We start from the raw sequence: 17,943 nt of genomic DNA, 5'->3' as shown, positions 1-17,943 counted from the left end.
GCCAGTTGAGCTGATTCATTTCGGGTTCATAATCAGGAAGTTGCAAAGAGGTCTACTGCGAGTCCTCGGCCTGTAGTTGTCGCTCATAAAGCACCTTGTAGAGCCCCTGCTGCTGTATCAGCTCTTCGTGCGTACCGTGCTGCACGATCTCGCCATCATCCAGTACCAGGATCTTGTCGGCCAGTTTTACGGAAGATACTCTATGTGAAATGATAATAGAAGTGCGGTTGGCCATGATGCGGCGAAGGCTGTTGAGGATGGCGTTCTCCGTCTTGGTGTCCACGGCCGAGAGCGAGTCATCGAGGATCAAAATGCTTGGTTCCCGCACCAGCGCCCTGGCGATGGACACCCGCTGCTTCTGACCGCCGGAAAGCGTGATGCCCCGCTCACCCAGCTTGGTGTCGAACTGCTCGGGGAAGCGCATGATGTTCTCGTATACGTCGGCGTCTTTGGCGGACTGCACCATCTGCTCTTCCGTGATGCTCGGCAAACCAAAGCCGATGTTGTTGCGGATGGAGTCGGAGAAAAGGAACACATCCTGCGGGACGTAGCCGATCTGGCTGCGGAGGCTCTCTAAGTTATAGTCGCGCACATCCACCCCGTCAATCAAAATGCGGCCGCTGGTGACGTCGTACATGCGGGGTAGGAGCGTGGCAATCGTGCTTTTGCCCGAGCCTGTGTTGCCGATAACGGCCAGCGTTTCGCCGTGGTTGATGCGGAACGAGATGTTTTTCAGGGCGTGTATACCTGTGTCAGGGTATACAAAATCCACATTTTCGAACACGATGTCCCCCTCGATCGGCTTGCTGATGTTCGCGCGCGAAATGATGTCGTTTTTGGTGTTCAGGAACTCGTTGATGCGGGCTTGCGAAGCGGCGGCGCGCTGCACCAGGCTGGCCGTCCAGCCCAGCGAAGTAACAGGCCAGGTGAGCATGTTCACATAAATGATAAACTCGGCGATGTTACCGGTGGTAATGCTCCCGTTCATCACTTCCTGACCGCCAATGTATACCGTGATGATGGTACTCAGGCCCACCAGAAAAAGCACCAGCGGGAAAAAGAGCGAGTTCACGAAGTTGAGCTCCAGCGACTTATCCTTGTAATTATTGCTGGCTTTGGTGAAGTTGTTGTGCGAATCGTCTTCGCGCACAAAGGATTTGAGCACCCGTATACCTGAGAAAGCCTCCTGCACAAAGGTCGTTATACCTGAGAGGCTGCGCTGAATCTCGTCGGACTTTCGCTCAATGATGTTGTTGACGTAGTAAATGCTGATGGCCAGGATTGGCAGCGGAATCAGGGTATAGAGCGTAAGCTTCACGTTCACCGACAGCATGTACGGAATCACCATCAGAAACAGAATGACCAGGTTGAGGCCGTACATAATGGCCGGGCCAAGGTACATGCGCACCCGGCTCACGTCTTCGGAGATGCGCGACATCAGGTCGCCGGTGTTGTTTTTGCGGTAGAAACTGAGCGGCAGGCTCTGGTAGTGCTCGTAAATCTCGTTTTTGAGGTCGTTTTCGATCAGGCGGCTCATCACGATGATGGTCTGCCGCACGAAAAATAGGAAAAGGCCCCGCAGGAGCGCCATCACCAAGATCACCACCCCATACACCAGGATGCTGCTCGCGAAATTGTCGTACACCAACTCCTGCTGTTCCATGCCCCCATACAGGTTGTGCAGGTTGATGCCTTCTTTGATCAAATTGAAGGCATGGCGCACCACCTGGGCAGGCAGAATCTGGAAAAAGTTGGATATGATGATGAATACCAGCCCCCAGAAAAGGCGGTATTTATACTTGAGCAGATATTTATTGAGGTAGCGGAGTGATTTCACAGCAAGAATATGAAGCTCAGAGGCTTTTACGTAGAGTTATCAGGTTCAAATTGAATTAATCAAAAAAAGAATTAATTTTGCAGCATGAAACGGGAGGTACTTCCTTCCCGTCTACTACAAAGATAGGACAACCCTTAATTTAAATTCATAAATGGTCGAACTAAAAGAAGTTGAACTGAAGAAAGACGATTCTATCTTCGGTCAGATATCAGAGTATAACCATGAGAAAGTAGTTTTCTGCCACGACCACGAGACCGGTCTGAAAGCTATCATTGGTATCCACAATACGGTACTTGGCCCGGCACTGGGTGGTACCCGTATGTGGTCTTATGCTTCTGATGCTGAAGCGCTGAATGATGTGTTGCGTCTTTCGAGAGGTATGACCTATAAGGCTGCCATCTCCGGGCTGAACTTGGGTGGCGGTAAAGCCGTGATCATCGGCGATGCTAAAAAAGATAAATCAGAAGCCCTGATGCGCCGCTACGGTCGCTTTGTGAAGAACCTGAACGGTGCTTACATCACGGCCGAAGACGTAGGGACCACGACCAAAGATATGGAGTTCATCAAGATGGAAACAGATCATGTGGCCGGTCTTCCAGAATCGATGGGTGGTGGCGGAGACCCGTCTCCGGTAACGGCTTACGGTACCTACATGGGCATGAAAGCTGCTGCCAAGAAGGTGTATGGTTCTGACTCACTGGCAGGTAAGAAGATCTCTGTGCAGGGTGTTGGTCACGTAGGTGGCTACCTGGTAGAGTTGCTGGCGAAGGAAAACGCCCAGATTTTTATCACCGACATCTACGAAGACCGTCTGCGCGAGATTTCTGCCAAGTACAACGCAAAGGTAGTGGGCATGGACGAGATCTATGACCTGGATGTGGACATCTACTCGCCATGCGCGCTGGGTGGCACCATCAACGACGACACCCTGAACCGCCTGAAGTGCCAGGTGATTGCGGGCAGCGCCAACAACCAGCTGCGCGATGAGTCCATTCATGGCCCTGCGCTGATAGAAAAAGGCATCGCATACGCTCCGGACTTCCTGATCAATGCGGGTGGTCTGATCAACGTGTACTCTGAGCTGGTTGGCTACAACCGCGAAAGCGCTTATGCTCAGACAGAGCGTATCTACGGCTATACCCTGGATATCTTTGAGAAGGCTGAGAAAGAAGGCATCCATACGCAGCTAGCCGCTACCAAGATGGCAGAGCAGCGCATCAACGCCATTGGTAAAGTAAAGTCCACTTTCTAGGCTTTCCTTTTGATCTTATTCAAAACAAAAGTGCTGCATTAACCTGTGGCACTTTTGTTTTACTACATGCCATATTTATTAGCGCACAGGTTCGCCTTTGCGTATACCTTTACCAGCGGCAGCTATACCTGTCTGCTGCTTTTGGTGCCGCGGCACCGACTATAGTAAAACACATATCAACCAACACGTTCTTTAAAATACCATTATGCTCAACCGCAGAACACTTCGAATCAAGGCTATGCAAGCCATTTATGCCTACAAACAGGCCGAAGGTTCGGATTACCAGCTGGCACTTGACCAGATAGCAGAAGACTTCGCACCGGACCTGAACTCCATGGAGGTGCAGGACCGCAAGCTGCTTGAAGGCCGCAAACAGATTGCCCAGCTGCTCTTTAAGGAATGGCACGAAACGGGCCAGTTTGAAACAGAAGAGACCGGCAAGGAGATAATAGATGCGGTAAATAGAGCTGTTGTAACTTATAAGAACCTCACCAAAAAAGACTACAAGCAATACAGCAGCCAGATGATGAGTGCGGTGGAGCGCATCTACGATCACTACCTGGGCACCCTGCAGATTCTGGAGCTGATCAACGAGCTGGTAAAAGATGAGGAGGAGAAGAAGGAGAAACGTTTTACGGCCGCCACTGGCCCTGATGTCAAGCGCTTTCTGAACAACCGGGTAGCCCAACGCATCCTCACCAACAAGTCCTACCAGCAGCACATCATTCGTCGCAACATCAGCTGGGGCTCCGACATCAGCGAAATTCGCCTCGTTTACAAGAACATTCTGAAGCAGGACGAAGTGTTTCTGAACTACCTGGCACTGCCTGAGCCCACGCTCGAGGAGGACCTGGAAGTGGTGAAACATATTTTCAAAAACATTATTTTTAAAGAAAAAAACTTACAATCTTTGTTTGAAGAGCAGGATTTGAACTGGGTGGAGAACAAATCCATCGTGAAAAGCCTGGTCAACAAGACTGTAAAGATGTTTGGCGAAGAGACCGAAGAAGAGCCCGTATTGCTCGACCTTTCGGCTAACTGGGAAGACGACAAGGCCTTCTTTGAGGAGCTCTACCACCAAACCCTGCAGGATGATGAAAAGTACGAGGCCATGATTGCCGCAAGCGTGAAGAACTGGGATGTGGAGCGTGTGGCCCTGCTTGACAAGATCATCCTGAAGTTGGCGCTTTGCGAAATGCACATCTTCCGAAGCATACCCGTTAAAGTGACCATCAACGAATACATTGAGATCTCGAAGCTGTACAGCACGCCGAAAAGCAAGCAGTTTGTGAATGGCGTACTGGACAAGATGGCGCAGGAACTGACCACAAAAGGAGAAATCCGCAAGTCAGGCCGTGGTTTGATCGACAACAAATAAGGTATTGTCCGTCTTTACGCCCCATTATGCCGTAATAGGGAAAAACGACATACCTAATATATAAGTATAGAGATAATCCTATGAGTAAAACGAGCAATATCCTGTTTTTCGTTTCCGGAGCCGCTGTAGGAGCTGCAGCAGGCATCCTGTTTGCGCCAGAGAAAGGTAGAGAGACACGCAGCTGGCTGAGCTACCGCCTTGAGAAATACCGCGATACCCTGTCAGACCTGCTGGAAGAACTGGTGGAAGACCGCAACCGCGTAACATCAAGCGCAAAGTCCGAGGGGCAGCGTGTGATACAGGACGCAAAAGACAAGGCCGAGAAGCTGCTGGGCGATGTGGATTCACTTATCAACGAGATTAACAGCAGGAAAGAAATATAGACATGAGAGAGATTACACTGATTCCCGGCGACGGGATTGGACCAGAGATTACAGAAGCTGTTAAAGCCGTTTTCAGTGCCGCTAAGGTGCCCGTAACCTGGGAAGAGGAAAATGCAGGACAGACCACCTTCGACTCAATGGGTGAGCTGATCCCTTCAACCCTGATTGCCTCGCTTAAGAAAAACAAAGTGGCCCTGAAAGGCCCTATCACTACGCCGGTTGGCAAAGGTTTCAAGAGCATCAATGTGCAGCTGCGCCAGATGTTCGACCTGTACTCCAACGTACGCCCCGCCAAGACGACGCCAGGCGTGAACACCCGCTTCGATAACGTAAACCTGGTGCTGTTCCGTGAGAACACCGAAGGCCTGTACTCTGGCCTGGAGATGTTCGACGAGCGTCTGCAGATCTCTGACTCAGTAGCCCGTCTCACACGCGTTGGCTGCCGCAAGATTATCCGCGCTGCCTTTGAGTACGCCAACAAGCACAACTGCAAGAAGGTAACGGCGGTTCACAAAGCCAATATTCTGAAAAGCGCTGGCGCCCTGTTCCTGAGCGAAGCCAGCGAAATCTCAAAAGAATATCCGCACATCCAGTACGACGATAAGATCATCGACAACATGTGCATGCAGCTGGTGATCAAGCCAGAGCAGTTCGACGTGATCGTAACCACCAACCTGTTCGGCGATATCCTGTCTGACCTGTGCGCGGGTCTGGTAGGCGGTCTGGGCGTGGTATCCGGTGCCAACATCGGCAGCGACATGGCCATTTTCGAAGCCGTACACGGCTCTGCTCCTGATATTGCAGGCCAGGGCAAGGCAAACCCAACTGCGCTGCTGCGCTCCGCCATCATGATGCTCCACCACATCGACCTGAAAGATGAGGCAAACCGCATTGAGACGGCGCTGGACGCAACGCTTGCCAACAGAGAGCAGTGCACAGGCGACCTGGGTGGCAAAGCCAGCACCATGGAATTTGCACAACACATTATTGCGAAACTATAATCAAGCAAAAAGCTGTTTAACTGATATGAAAAAGAACTTCTTATTAGCCCTAGCGCTTGGCACTGCCATGACAGTGACCAGCTGCGACCAGAACAACACGACGGCATCGGAGGCAACTACTGCCGAAGCAACCGCACCTGCAGCACAGCCACAGGCAGTGGACAACCCGAACGTAGTGCCGACCAGCCAGGCGACAAGCACGGAGAACATGGCGGTGATGAGCTTCGAGACAACCGAGTATGATTTTGGTACTATTAAGGAAGGTGATGTAGTGGAGCATACCTTCAAATTCACCAACACAGGTAAGTCACCGCTGGTGATCGAGAGTGCTTCTGCTTCTTGCGGTTGTACTGCTCCTGACTGGACGAAGACTCCTGTTGCTCCTGGTGAAGAAGGTGAAGTGAAGGTTCGTTTCGATAGCCGCAACAAGCCTGGCCAGCAGTCTCCAACTGTAACGGTACGTGCCAACACAGAGCCTAACATTGTGCGTGTGTTCATGAAAGGCAACGTAACGTCATCAAGCATTCCAACTGCAGGCGCCGACGGCCCTGTGAAACTCAACTAAAAACACGCTCCAAAGAGCACAACCCTTTTTATGCAAACGATATTCCTACAAGCCGCACCAGACGGTGGCATGCTGCCACAGCTCCTGATGTTCGGCGCTATTATCCTTGTTTTCTATTTTTTCATGATCCGTCCGCAGCAGAAAAAGGCGAAGGACCAGAAAAAATTTCGTGAAGAGCTGACCAAAGGCATGCAGGTCGTGACAATAGGCGGACTGCATGGTCGTTTAACAGCTGTGAACGATGACACCGTAGAGATAGAAGTAGACAAAGGCGTGCGCCTTGTGTTTGAGAAATCTGCTATCTCGCTGGAAGCTACTGCTAAAGTGAAATAAGGATAAGACACCTTGTCGTTTGAGAAAGCCCGAAATATCATTTTATGGTTTGTAAGGCCATTTAAGCCCCAAACAGAGCACTACTGGCGAATTGTAGTGCTCTGTTTTGTGGCGGCCTCTACTTTCTGGCTGCTCAATGCCCTCAATAAAAGCTACTCTACACAGACCACCTACCCGGTGCGCTTTGTGTACAACGAACAGCGCCTGGTTCCAATCAGTCCGCTGCCTGAAGAGGTAGCGGTAAATGTTACCGGCCGGGGGTGGAAACTCCTCCGCAAAGCGCTTAGAGTAGAAGTACAGCCCGCAGAGGTCTACATCCGTAGCCTTCCCCGCAACAACTACCTGCTTGGCTCAGCCCTAAGACCTGCTCTGGTGAATGCCATGGACGGTCTGCAGCTTAACTTTGTTGTAACCGATACCCTCTTCTTTAACTTCAATGAGAATGTGACGCGCCGCATTCCACTGCAGCTCGATCCTGCTCAGAAAGTGACAGGCGAACGCCACGCCTTGCTGCGCCCTGTCCGCATCGACCCAGATTCCATTACCTTCCGCGGGCCATCCTCCATGGTCGATAGTTTGCCCAGCCCTTTTATTTTGCGCCTGCCGATCACCAACCTGACCGAGTCGGCTAAGATCGTAGTGCCTATCGAGTATGATAACAAGTCGCTTGTGAAGGCGGATATAACAGAAGCCACTGTTTCGGCAAGGATAAGGCCACTGCAGCAGCGCGAGCACCAGGTTGTGCCGGAGATGGTGAATGTGCCCTTGAATACCGAGGTAACCCTGCGTCCGCAAGTGGTCTTGATACGCTACCTCGCACTCGAGGATTCAGCGGCCGTCATCAACTCCGAGGCATTCAAGGCCATCGTGGACTTCTCCAGGTATAGCCGCCTCGACTCCACTGTGGCACCCGAACTTGTGCAGAAGCCTGCCGGCGCCCGCAACATCACGCTTTGGCCTGAGCGCATCAAAGCCGTCTTAAAAAAATAAAGAGGATGCTCAGGATAGGTATAACCGGTGGAATAGGCGTAGGCAAAACCATTGTGTGCCGCGTGTTTCAAGTGCTGGGTATACCTGTGTATGATGCCGACACCCGCGCCAAATGGGTGATGCAATACGACCTTGCACTGAAGCAGGAGCTGCAGGCAGCCTTCGGGCAGGAAACCTATACCTCAGAAGGACATCTGGACCGTGCCTATCTGGCATCAGTAGTCTTCAACAACCAGGAACGACTCGAAAGGCTAAATGCCCTGGTGCATCCGCACGTAGGTCTTGATTTTGAGCGCTGGGCTACGGCGAATGCCAACGCCCCTTATCTGATCAAGGAAGCCGCTCTGATGTTTGAGTCGGAGTCATGGCGGCAGATGGACGAGATCATTGTCGTGACCGCCCCGCTGGATGTGCGCCTCAAGCGCCTGCTCAAACGCGACCCGCACCGCACAGAGCCCGATATAAAAGCGATCATCAGCAAGCAGCTGAGCGAAGAGGAGAAAATAGCCCGGGCGCAGCACATTGTCTACAACGACGACCAACAGCTTATCATACCCCAGGTGCTGGCCCTGCACGAGCAATTCCTTTCCAAGTCAGGTATAGCTGAGTAGGGTTTTTTATGTATACCTGCGCCCTGCAGGTATAGCATGCCTATTTTTATGCTTATACCTGAAAGAATGCCCAAGGAATACAGAAGCGTTCTTTCTAATATTCTGTTTTCCTGAAACCCTTGTAGATAATCGCAAAGCATGAAGAGTCTTCTCCTTATACACCTCTCTCTTACATCAACCTTGGTAGCACATGCTCAATTGGATGAGAGCAAGGAAATCTATTTGGAAGCCCTGAACCAGTACACGCTTCAGATAGACTCTTTGTATGCTGGCAACAGGAATCATGAAGGCAATACAATCTATCTAGAGCTTCCTGGCTCCCTGGATGGCTTACCAAATAGCTTGAACGGATACCAGATAGTAGCTCTGACACGGGAAAACATAAAGCAGGTATACAGGTCTAATAATAACAGCCTGATTCATACAAAGTTGTTCCCAATGAAAGTTGAAAGGGGGAGAATAGTAGTCAGCTTCATACCCTATAGCGGGGTGAGGAAGTGGAACGGGAACCTGAATCTGTCTCTTGGTAATGGGGTGCAAATTTACTTTAAGCATGACTGCCAGAAAGAAAGCTTCGAGTATGAAAAAGTGGTCAGTTGGGGAATATAACTTCACATGACTACAGTCATGTCTAGGCTTCTCATACCTTATACTCCTTTGGATAACTTGATCTAATATGGGGAGGCGAATTTTAAGACCTTCTTAGCATAGGTATATTATATTCGAAATCAGACCGTTATACAAGAAGCTGGGGCGGGCTTTGCTTATTGAAGCTATAGCGCTTCAGAAAAGTATGGACATAAAAAAAGGACAACTTTGAAGTTGTCCTTTTGTGGGGCGTACTGGATTCGAACCAGTGACCCCCTGCTTGTAAGGCAGGTGCTCTGAACCAGCTGAGCTAACACCCCGTTTTATCGTTTCGTTGACCTGTTGTCCCCGTTTGATGATGCAAATATGGGGTGTTTTTTTGGAACTGCAAAACATCTGATAAAAAAATCTTAAAATTTTTTTTCGAGCCGCATCCTCTATTGTGCACGTGTGAATACTGCAGTACCTTTAGCTTTTGTAAGATGCTTAAAATCTGAACTTTCTCTTGGGACGAAAACGTGTTGTGAAAAAAGTGCTATTTTATGTCGCCCTGGCAGCGGTGGCGATCACAGGCATTTCGGCAGGGCTGGTGTATGCGTACCAAGATAAAATAATCGGGCTCTTTGTGGCCGAAGCCAACAAGCACATCACAACCAAGGTCGACGTCGGCAAAATTTCGCTATCCCTCTTCGATAAGTTTCCGCAGGTGGCCGTGGCGCTCAAGCAGGTAAACGTGCACGAAGGTATAGCGGACAGTGACTCGTCGCTGGCCCGGGCCGAGAAGCTGTATTTTACGTTCAGCGTGTTCGATATCATCCGCGGTAAGTACGATGTGAAGCAGCTATACCTGGAGAACGGCTCCATACACGTGCGCGTACTGAAAAACGGACAGGTCAACTACCATATCCTTGCGACTGATTCCACCAACTCGTCCGGTGATTTCGCCTTCCATCTGGAGAAGATCAACCTTAGCCAGGTCGCGCTGCGCTACACCGACCTGCAACTGAACCACTACATCGAAGCCGACGCGCAGCAACTGGTTGCCGCCATGGCGATCACCAACGATAAGATAGCCCTCGAAACGAAGGGGAACGCCACGATCAGCACCATCCGGATAGTGGAGAGTGAGTTCTTTAAGGGGAAGTCTGTCGCGCTGCATACCGCCCTGACAATAGACCGCACAGCGCGCACCATTGCCTTGCGACCCTCTGTTGTGCAGGTAGAAGGCGCTGCCTATGAAGTAGGCGGAAAGATCGCTTATGGCGGCACGACAGAGCTGAATTTACAGTTGCAGGGCAAGGACACCAACATACAGTCGCTGCTCTCGTTGCTGCCCCAGCATATTACGCGTGAGTACAGCCAGTACCGCAGCGAGGGGGACGTCTTCTTTGAAGGAACCGTAAAAGGCAAGGTATCCGGCAAGCAAAACCCCGAGGTGGCCTTTGAGTTTGGCGCCCGAAACGCTTCCTTCTTTCACCCTGACACCAAACAGAAGATCGAAGGCCTGCACCTGGACGGGTACTTTACAAATGGCAGCAGCAAGAGCGCTGCAACGTCGCTACTGGAAGTGAAGAACCTGAAAGGCGTGCTGAACAAGCGTCCTTTTGAGGGGAGTCTGACTTACCGTAATTTCGAGAATCCCTACCTGGCCTTTAGTGCCAAAGGCATGCTGGATGTGGGCTATGTGGTTAACCTGCTGCAGCTCGAGGAAGTGAAAAGCGGCAGCGGCCTGGCGGATGTGCACATCGCCTTTGCAGGTAACCTCAAAGAGTTCAAGGCCAGGCCGGGCAACAGCACGCTCAATACAAGCGGCGATATCACGCTGCACAACGTGATGCTGAACCTCAAGGAAATGCCGATGCCACTGAAGAGTCTGAATGGAAACTTCATTTTCAAGAAGAATGACGTAGCCGTGTCGGATTTCAAGGGCCAGCTGGGCGACTCAGACTTTGTACTGAACGGGATGTTTCGCAACGTGATGGCCTGGCTGCTGCTCGACAAGCAGCGTCTGCTCGTAGAGGCTGACTTCAGTAGCCAATACCTTAATTTTGATCAGTTGCTAAGCGAAGAGCTGAATACACCGGCTGACGCCAGACAGACCGGCAGTGCTGCCTATAAGTTCAACATCTCCCCCGATATTGCCTTCGACCTGGGCGCCACTATCCGGCAGGCTAAGTTCAGACGCTTCCGGGCGGAGCACATCAAAGGCGAGGTGAAGCTGCGCAACCAGATCGTGTCAACGCCTAACATCTCGTTTAACGCCATTGGGGGGGACTTCGCCGTGCGCGGAAATCTGGATGCACGCAACCGCGACCACATCAAGGTGAGCACGGCCACCAAGCTGAGCAACATGAGCGTCGACAGCCTGTTCTATGTTTTTGAGAACTTCGGGCAGAGCTTTATTTCGGATAAGCAGCTGCGGGGCAGACTGACCGCCAACATTGTATCGGACGTTTACTTCGATAGCCAGCTCAATACCAAAACGGACCTCATGCAGGCGGAGATTGCCGCCACGGTGCGCGACGGTCAGCTGATCAGCTTTGCCCCGATGCAGAAAATGTCGGCTTTCGTGAAGCGGTCAGAACTGGCGAACATGAAGTTTGCAGAGCTCAGCAATAACTTCTGGATACAGCAGCGCACCATCTTCATTCCGGAGATGGACATCCGCTCCAACCTGTCGGCTATACCTTCGGTGTCTATCTCCGGTACCCATACCTTCGACCAGGACATGGATTACCGCATCAAGCTGCCGCTTAGCAAAGGTGGCCGGCGTGACCGCGACAGCGTTTATGGGGTGGTGGCTGAGGATACAGATGCAGGGAACAGCTCGCTTTTCCTGACCCTGCGCGGCAAGGAGAGCGACTTTAAGCTGGCGTACGACAACGAGCGTGTGCGTGAGAAAATCAAGACCGACCTGAAGCAGGAAGGGCAGGAGCTGAAAGAGCTGCTACGCGGCAAAAAACCTGTGAAACAGGAAAAGAAAGTGGAGCTGCAGGAAGGCGAGTACTTCGACTTTTAGCAGGTCAGAAATAAAGCGGCTATACCTGATAAGGCCCTAAGCAGATCTACAGCATCAGGCAGGTATAGGGCAGGGGCTATGGGGTAGCAGGGGTTGTATTGTAAAAATTATATTTTACTTACATCCTTTGTTAACTAACGTTTACTGCGCAAAAGGAAGTGTTTGTTAAAAAAATGCTGTTTGTTGTATAACCTGCGTGGCGTTCGGTCGTTAGATAAAACAAAATTACAATAATGATTTGTATTTGTTTTTGGGTATAAATTTAATAGATGCTGTAAGGTTCCTTGGTAAGGTCCTATCTTGTTAAGGAATACGTTGCAGTTTGAAGATATAAGGGTGAAAAAAAAGCCGGAGTTTCTCCGGCTTTTTTATTTATATCTTAGCCCCGAGGGGACTTATACAGTGTTACAGCAACTGGCTGAGCGCTATTTCAAAAGAGGCCTTCGCGATCTCTGTTTTTGCCTGGTTCTTCGTGTGCGTCTTTTCCAGCGCCTCCCGGATAATGCGGGAGATGTCGTGGAAGATGGCATCGTCCGTGATCTCCACCTCGTTCTCCATCAGGTAGGCAAACACACGGGCCATGCCGCAGTTGGCGATAAAGTCAGGTATAACGGATATGTTGCGGTCGGCAAATTCACCGGTAGGGCCGAAGAATATCTCCGGGTCCTGGAACGGCACATTGGCCCCGCAGGAGATTACCTCCAGGCCGCTGGCGATCATTTGCTCGAGTTGGCCGCGCGTCACCAGGCGCGATGCGGCGGCAGGTATAAAGATTTCGGCAGGGAGCGACCAGATGCGGTTGTTCATCTCCTCGAATGGAATCAGGTTCTCTGCATAAAGCGTGTTGCCCTGCCGGCCCAGGAAAAGCTCCCTGATCTCTTCGAAAGAGAAGCCCTCTTCCCTGATCAGGCCGCCCGTCCGGTCGATGATGCCGACAATTCTGACGCCCTTGCCAGCCAGGTAAAAGGCCGCGGCGGCGCCTACGTTTCCCCAACCCTGTATGATGGCGCGCTTGCCTTCATACGAGCCGCCCCAAATGGTATAATAGTGACAAACAGCTTCGGCCACGCCGTAGCCCGTAATCATATCGGCTACCGTATACTTGCGGGCCGCAGCCGGGGTATAGGCCGGGTCTTCGATCACCTTGATCACGCCCTGGCGCAACTGGCCTATTTTGTTGATCTTCTGCGGCTCCGTGGCGTTAAAATGCCCGTTCACCACACCTTCCTGCGGGTGCCACAGGCCGTAGTCTTCCGTAATCGGGATCACTTCGTGTATCTCGTCCACATTCAGGTCGCCACCCGTGCCGTAGTAGCTCTTGAGCAGCGGAATAACCGCCTTGTACCAGCGCTCCAGCACACCGCGCTTTCGCGGGTCGGCCGGATCAAAGTTTATACCTGACTTGGCTCCGCCGATGGCAGGGCCCGACACGGTGAACTTCACTTCCATGGTTTTGGCCAATGACTCTACCTCACGCTTGTCCAGGCCTTTGCGCATGCGGGTGCCACCACCGGCCGCGCCACCGCGCAGCGAGTTGATCACCACCCAGCCTTCTGCCTCGGTCTCGGCATCCTTCCACTCAAATACTATCTCAGGGCGTTTATTCTCAAATTTTTCGAGAAGCTCTTTCATGGGTTTGTTTGTAGTTAAGGGTTTACAGACCGCAAAGGTACGAAATTAGCCCGGAGCGTACAGGGCTGTGAAATCTTATACCTATCCAGGCGTTTATATTGTACTGTGCTGGGAATGCACGTTGCGACACTGAATTTTCGGTGACCGGCTTAGCGTGTTGGACGTTTCACGGAGGAAAGCAATTAGGAGAGCGCTATATAGGAATCTATCAACATTAAGTATTTCATATATCCAATTTTAATTTTTATACGTACATGTACTCAATTCATCATTCAGGATGTATCTGACAAGGAGTGTGTTGTGTTATGGGAGCCTTCAGAAGAAAATTTTAAAATTCCTTTGGAGCTACATCAGCCAAATGTCGCGGTTGCCGTATATATCTTAATATGAATTGTATTGTTTAAATGTATGTAGAAACTGTTAGGTATAATTATTAATTATGAAAAGTTTGTTATCTAGAATTGAATCTAAGAAAATAGATAAGGCGGCAGCCATGCTGAAAGTATTGGCACACCCGAAGAGACTGGCGATAGTGGACTTGCTCGGCAAGGAGGATAAAATGACTGTTACGGAAATTTATAAGTATCTGGACCTGCCACAGGCTATTGCTTCCCAGCATTTGATTACGCTGAAGGACAAAGGGGTGCTGTCTTCCTTTAAGGTGGGCACCAAAATTTACTACTCCCTTGCCATTCCAAAGCTGATCGACGTGATCGATTGCCTGGAAGAATGCTGCATTGACATTTAGTGATCCGCCCAGGTGCTGAGGCACCGAGTATTACATTCATAGAAAAGCCAAAGGTCTCCGTTCCCTTCGTAAAATGAAGCAGACGGGGACCTTTGGCTTTTTTTATACTAAAAAAATCAGGCGGTTCACGAAGAACCGCGCAAAGTAGTTTCTTGTGCTGAGGCTTAGAGTAAAATCTTATCGCCTGTCTCTTTCTGCTTTTTTGTCTTCGCTTCCTTCTTGGTGGGGGCAGCTGCAGACTTTTCCTTCTTCATGGCCTTTTCAACCTCACGCTTCAGTATCTCGTGGCCTTCGTGGGTAGTGGCGGCAGAGAGTGCCACGGCATCGGTGCGGCGCACGACACGGGCGGAAGTAGAGGCCACGTGCGGCTTGGAAGTAGCAACCCACTTGGCGTCCGCATCTGCATAGGCATCCGCTGGCTTGTCGGCCACCATTCTATACTCTGACTTCTGGATCGGGGCAATGCCATCATTGGCAATGTCGCGCTCTGTCAGCATAAATGAGTGGCTGGTACAGGAGCTGAGTAGCAGAACAACAGTAATAAAGGATAGGAAAGTGGAGATGTTTTTCATTTTTACTGCACTAAGGGTGATAGGGTGGAATTTATTTGCTGCTGTTCTCGTAGCCTGGATCGGAATTCCTTCTGGTTAAAGCAAAAATCTTATTTGAATATTTATATGTGCAAAGATATGTATAAATATTTATATGTTGCAAGTTTAGACATAAAAAAAGCTGGCCTTTTTAGGGTCAGCTTTCTATTATTTAATGGTTTTGTTACTATTGGTGTGAGTCTGTCGGTTGCTTTTCCAGATCAAATAGGTCGTTCAGCAGATCGATCAGCGTTTCGGCTTCGCCGCGCTTGCAGGCCGCTTTCAGTTGCAGCACTGGCAGCTTGATCACTTTCTGCATCATCGACTTGGTGATGTTATCAACCAGCTTGGCTTCTTTCGGGCCGAGCTTTTTCATGAAGCGGGCCATTTCCTCCTGGCGGATCGACTCCAGGGCATTCTTCAGCTTGTTGATGGTAGGCGACACCATCATCTCCTTCGACCAGTCGTTAAACTGCTCGATCGACTCTTCGATGATAGCGCGTACCTTTGGCACGGAGTTGATGCGCTGCTGAAGTGCGGCCGATGCCTTGTTCTGTATCGTATCGATGTTGTAAACCAGCACGCCCGGCACGGCTTCTACCTCGGCTTCCACGCTGCGCGGCACAGACAGGTCGATGAAGAACTTGAATGTGAGCACGTTCAGGCGCTGGATCATTTCCTTGGTGAAGAAAGGCGTTTCGCGTGCCACCGACGAGACGATCACATCCGCCTCTTTCAAACCCTGCACGATATCCTCGAACGGCAGCACGGTCATACCGCACTCGTCCGCCAGGACCTGCGCCTTGGCCATGGTGCGGTTGGTGATGGTGACGTGCTGGTAACCCTTGTCTTTGAGGTGACGGCACACATCAGCGCCGATCTCGCCTACCCCCACCACCAGGATTTTGGGCTCAGCCACCACATCGGCAGTCAGTTCCTCAATCAACTCAATGGCGGCATAAGACGTAGAAGCGGCACCATCGCGGAAGGCAGTCTCCTGCACGACGCGCTTGTTGGTAAAGAAGATGGTGTGCATTAGGCGGTGCAGGAACGGACCGGCGGTTTCGTTGTCGGCCGCCCACTGGTACGACTGCTTCACCTGGTTGGTGATCTGCATATCGCCCACCACCTGCGACTCCAGCCCCATGCTCACCTCAAATAAATGCTGTACGGCATCGTTGTGCTCGTTGAGGATCGTAAAGTAGTCGAGGTATTGGGTGATGTTGTCGATGCCTTTGGTGATGCCGAGCAGCTTCACAATTTCGGTGCTATAGTCCACATCGGAGTTATAGTATACCTCGGTGCGGTTGCAGGTAGAGAGCACCAGTATGTCAGAAGCCTGAATAAAGCTCTTCAGCGTCTGAATAAATTGCCTGCATGAGTTCTCATCTAAGGCAATCAGTTCCCTGATATCCAGCGGCGCTTTCTTGTAAGACAGGCTGATTGCTTTAAAGTTCTGAAGCATAACGTTCGTTCGGAATACTAAAGTGCAAAATTACGGCTTTGCTTATTAAAAAGAAACTTCCTTGCCCTTATTAATTAATTTCTACTAATTTCAGATAATTTTCGCGCACCGCATGATTCCCATTTACGCCCAGAAAAACAGAATAAAGTTTCTTGTCGTTATTGTCGCGCTCTTTATCGGGGCGGTTACCATTACGTACACTAACGTATTGGTGAGCAAATTGTCTGAAAGAGAGCAGGAATTGGTGCAGCTATATGCCAAGGGGCTGCGTTACATGATCAATGCGCCCAGCGATGACAACATCGTTTTCATTGAAGAGGAAATCCTCTCATCTAACCACACCATACCTGTTATCCTGACAGACGAGAACGAGAACATTCTCGATTTCAAAAATATCAACCTGCCTGACAAAATTTCGGAGGAGCGCAAAAATGAACTGTTGCAGCGCGAGATTGCCCGCATGAAGGCACAGCACGCTCCCATCATCGTGCCTTGGGCGGAAGGTTCTGAGAACTACGTGTTCTACAAAGACTCGGACCTTCTTTCGCAACTGCGTTACTATCCCTACGTGCAGCTGATGGTGATCGCCTGCTTTGCCCTGATGGCGTATTTTGCTTTCAGCTACTCCCGCAAGGCCGAGCAAAACAGGGTATGGGTGGGGCTGGCCAAGGAAACCGCCCACCAGCTGGGCACGCCCCTTTCTTCCCTGATGGCCTGGTACGAGTACATGAAGTCCAGCCCGAAGTTCGAGAACGAGCCCATCACAGCTGAGCTCTGGAAAGACATCCGGCGCCTGGAGATCATCACGGAGCGCTTCTCCAACATCGGCTCAGTGCCGCTGCTGCGCGACGAAAACATTCTGCAGGTAACCGAAAATGCGATCGGCTACCTGCAAAACCGTATTTCGAGCAAGGTGGACTTTACGGTAGCGTCAAACTTTGCCCCCGAAATCACAGCCAAAGTGAACGTGCCGCTCTTTGACTGGGTGATTGAGAACATCTGCAAAAATGCGGTGGATGCGATGGAAGGCCGCGGCAGCATTAAACTACAGCTCTCGCTGCTGGGCAAAAGCCAGATAGCCCTGGATATCAGCGACACTGGCAAAGGTATACCGAAGAGCAAAATGGATTCAGTATTTTTGCCGGGCTTTACAACCAAAAAGAGGGGCTGGGGCCTGGGACTGGCGCTGGCCAAGCGCATCATCGACAACTACCACGAAGGCCGCCTCTACGTCAAGTCCTCCGAAGTCGGCAAAGGCACCACCTTCCGGATCGTGCTGAACAGGTGATTCTGAGTTATAAAGTTCGGAAGTTAGAAAAGTAGAAAGTTGAGTGTGTTATAGAGTTTGAGAGTAAAAGACTCTAGAATGTGGGAGACAACCGCATGAAGCGACGTTACATGGTAAGGTCGTTGGCAGGTATGGTAGTCAACCTCAGGTATAGCTGTAGGGACAGGCAGCAAACTGTCCGCTTTTATGTTGACGGCACCCTCACAGGTATAACTTTTATTAATCGCGGGAATAGCCGTCTTTTGTCCTTTGTCTAGTAATCT

Annotated in this window: 16 protein-coding genes and 1 tRNA gene; 12 read left to right on the top strand and 5 right to left on the bottom strand. The window is 50.7% G+C overall.

The genetic code is table 11. The annotated features are described in order from the left end of the window. Positions 1-52: 52 nt before the first annotated feature. Positions 53-1,837, bottom strand: a complete 1,785-nt coding sequence (locus IEV97_RS06445) for an ABC transporter ATP-binding protein (RefSeq protein WP_188500685.1) — start codon at positions 1,835-1,837, stop codon at positions 53-55. Between the two features lie 151 nt (positions 1,838-1,988). Here IEV97_RS06445 and IEV97_RS06440 point away from each other — a divergent pair, with 151 nt between their 5' ends. From IEV97_RS06440 to IEV97_RS06400, 9 genes are all read left to right on the top strand, one after another. Further along, positions 1,989-3,089 carry a Glu/Leu/Phe/Val family dehydrogenase gene (locus tag IEV97_RS06440; protein ID WP_188500684.1) on the top strand — a complete coding sequence of 367 codons (1,101 nt, stop codon included), beginning with the start codon at positions 1,989-1,991 and terminating at the stop codon, positions 3,087-3,089. A 238-nt stretch (positions 3,090-3,327) separates the two neighbouring features. Beyond that, positions 3,328-4,467 carry a transcription antitermination factor NusB gene (gene nusB, locus IEV97_RS06435; RefSeq protein ID WP_229733827.1) on the top strand — a complete coding sequence of 380 codons (1,140 nt, stop codon included), beginning with the start codon at positions 3,328-3,330 and terminating at the stop codon, positions 4,465-4,467. Positions 4,468-4,547: 80 nt separating this feature from the next. Then, positions 4,548-4,850: a YtxH domain-containing protein gene (locus tag IEV97_RS06430; RefSeq protein ID WP_188500682.1), complete on the top strand. Its 303-nt coding sequence runs from the start codon at positions 4,548-4,550 to the stop codon at positions 4,848-4,850. 2 nt (positions 4,851-4,852) lie between these two features. Next, positions 4,853-5,851, top strand: coding sequence for an isocitrate/isopropylmalate dehydrogenase family protein (locus tag IEV97_RS06425; RefSeq protein ID WP_188500681.1), 999 nt, complete (start codon positions 4,853-4,855; stop codon positions 5,849-5,851). 25 nt (positions 5,852-5,876) lie between these two features. Then, complete coding sequence (locus IEV97_RS06420) at positions 5,877-6,416, top strand: DUF1573 domain-containing protein (protein ID WP_188500680.1); 540 nt, start codon at positions 5,877-5,879, stop codon at positions 6,414-6,416. Between the two features lie 30 nt (positions 6,417-6,446). After that, positions 6,447-6,749, top strand: a complete 303-nt coding sequence (gene yajC / locus IEV97_RS06415) for a preprotein translocase subunit YajC (RefSeq protein ID WP_007655023.1) — start codon at positions 6,447-6,449, stop codon at positions 6,747-6,749. Between the two features lie 12 nt (positions 6,750-6,761). Further along, positions 6,762-7,739 (top strand): YbbR-like domain-containing protein, encoded by a 978-nt coding sequence (locus IEV97_RS06410; RefSeq protein ID WP_188500679.1) that lies wholly within the window; start codon positions 6,762-6,764, stop codon positions 7,737-7,739. A 5-nt stretch (positions 7,740-7,744) separates the two neighbouring features. Next, positions 7,745-8,350: a dephospho-CoA kinase gene (gene coaE, locus IEV97_RS06405; protein ID WP_188500678.1), complete on the top strand. Its 606-nt coding sequence runs from the start codon at positions 7,745-7,747 to the stop codon at positions 8,348-8,350. Positions 8,351-8,488: 138 nt separating this feature from the next. Further along, the gene (locus tag IEV97_RS06400) at positions 8,489-8,959 is read left to right on the top strand and encodes a hypothetical protein (RefSeq protein WP_188500677.1); all 471 of its coding nucleotides are present in this window, start codon (positions 8,489-8,491) and stop codon (positions 8,957-8,959) included. A gap of 224 nt (positions 8,960-9,183) precedes the next feature. Here the strand turns inward: IEV97_RS06400 and IEV97_RS06395 are convergent. After that, positions 9,184-9,258: transfer RNA gene (locus tag IEV97_RS06395), tRNA-Val, on the bottom strand. A gap of 203 nt (positions 9,259-9,461) precedes the next feature. Here IEV97_RS06395 and IEV97_RS06390 point away from each other — a divergent pair. Continuing rightward, positions 9,462-11,957, top strand: coding sequence for an AsmA-like C-terminal region-containing protein (locus IEV97_RS06390; RefSeq protein WP_188500676.1), 2,496 nt, complete (start codon positions 9,462-9,464; stop codon positions 11,955-11,957). 405 nt (positions 11,958-12,362) lie between these two features. Here the strand turns inward: IEV97_RS06390 and IEV97_RS06385 are convergent, their stop codons facing one another. After that, on the bottom strand, positions 12,363-13,589 hold the full coding sequence (locus tag IEV97_RS06385; protein ID WP_188500675.1) for a Glu/Leu/Phe/Val dehydrogenase dimerization domain-containing protein: 1,227 nt from the start codon (positions 13,587-13,589) through the stop codon (positions 12,363-12,365). 439 nt (positions 13,590-14,028) lie between these two features. Here IEV97_RS06385 and IEV97_RS06380 point away from each other — a divergent pair, with 439 nt between their 5' ends. After that, entirely contained in the window at positions 14,029-14,337 is a 309-nt protein-coding gene (locus IEV97_RS06380) for an ArsR/SmtB family transcription factor (protein ID WP_076421268.1), read from the top strand. A gap of 164 nt (positions 14,338-14,501) precedes the next feature. Here the strand turns inward: IEV97_RS06380 and IEV97_RS06375 are convergent, their stop codons facing one another. Next, positions 14,502-14,909 carry a hypothetical protein gene (locus IEV97_RS06375; RefSeq protein WP_188500674.1) on the bottom strand — a complete coding sequence of 136 codons (408 nt, stop codon included), beginning with the start codon at positions 14,907-14,909 and terminating at the stop codon, positions 14,502-14,504. A gap of 205 nt (positions 14,910-15,114) precedes the next feature. Then, positions 15,115-16,392 (bottom strand): glutamyl-tRNA reductase, encoded by a 1,278-nt coding sequence (hemA, locus tag IEV97_RS06370; protein WP_188500673.1) that lies wholly within the window; start codon positions 16,390-16,392, stop codon positions 15,115-15,117. Positions 16,393-16,504: 112 nt separating this feature from the next. Between hemA and IEV97_RS06365 the strand changes: the two genes are divergently transcribed. Further along, on the top strand, positions 16,505-17,680 hold the full coding sequence (locus IEV97_RS06365) for an ATP-binding protein (protein ID WP_188500672.1): 1,176 nt from the start codon (positions 16,505-16,507) through the stop codon (positions 17,678-17,680). Positions 17,681-17,943 lie beyond the last annotated feature (263 nt).

Origin of the sequence: Pontibacter amylolyticus (assembly GCF_014638845.1) — a bacterium.
Classification (GTDB): domain Bacteria; phylum Bacteroidota; class Bacteroidia; order Cytophagales; family Hymenobacteraceae; genus Pontibacter; species Pontibacter amylolyticus.
This window is presented reverse-complemented; position numbering and strand designations above follow the sequence as displayed.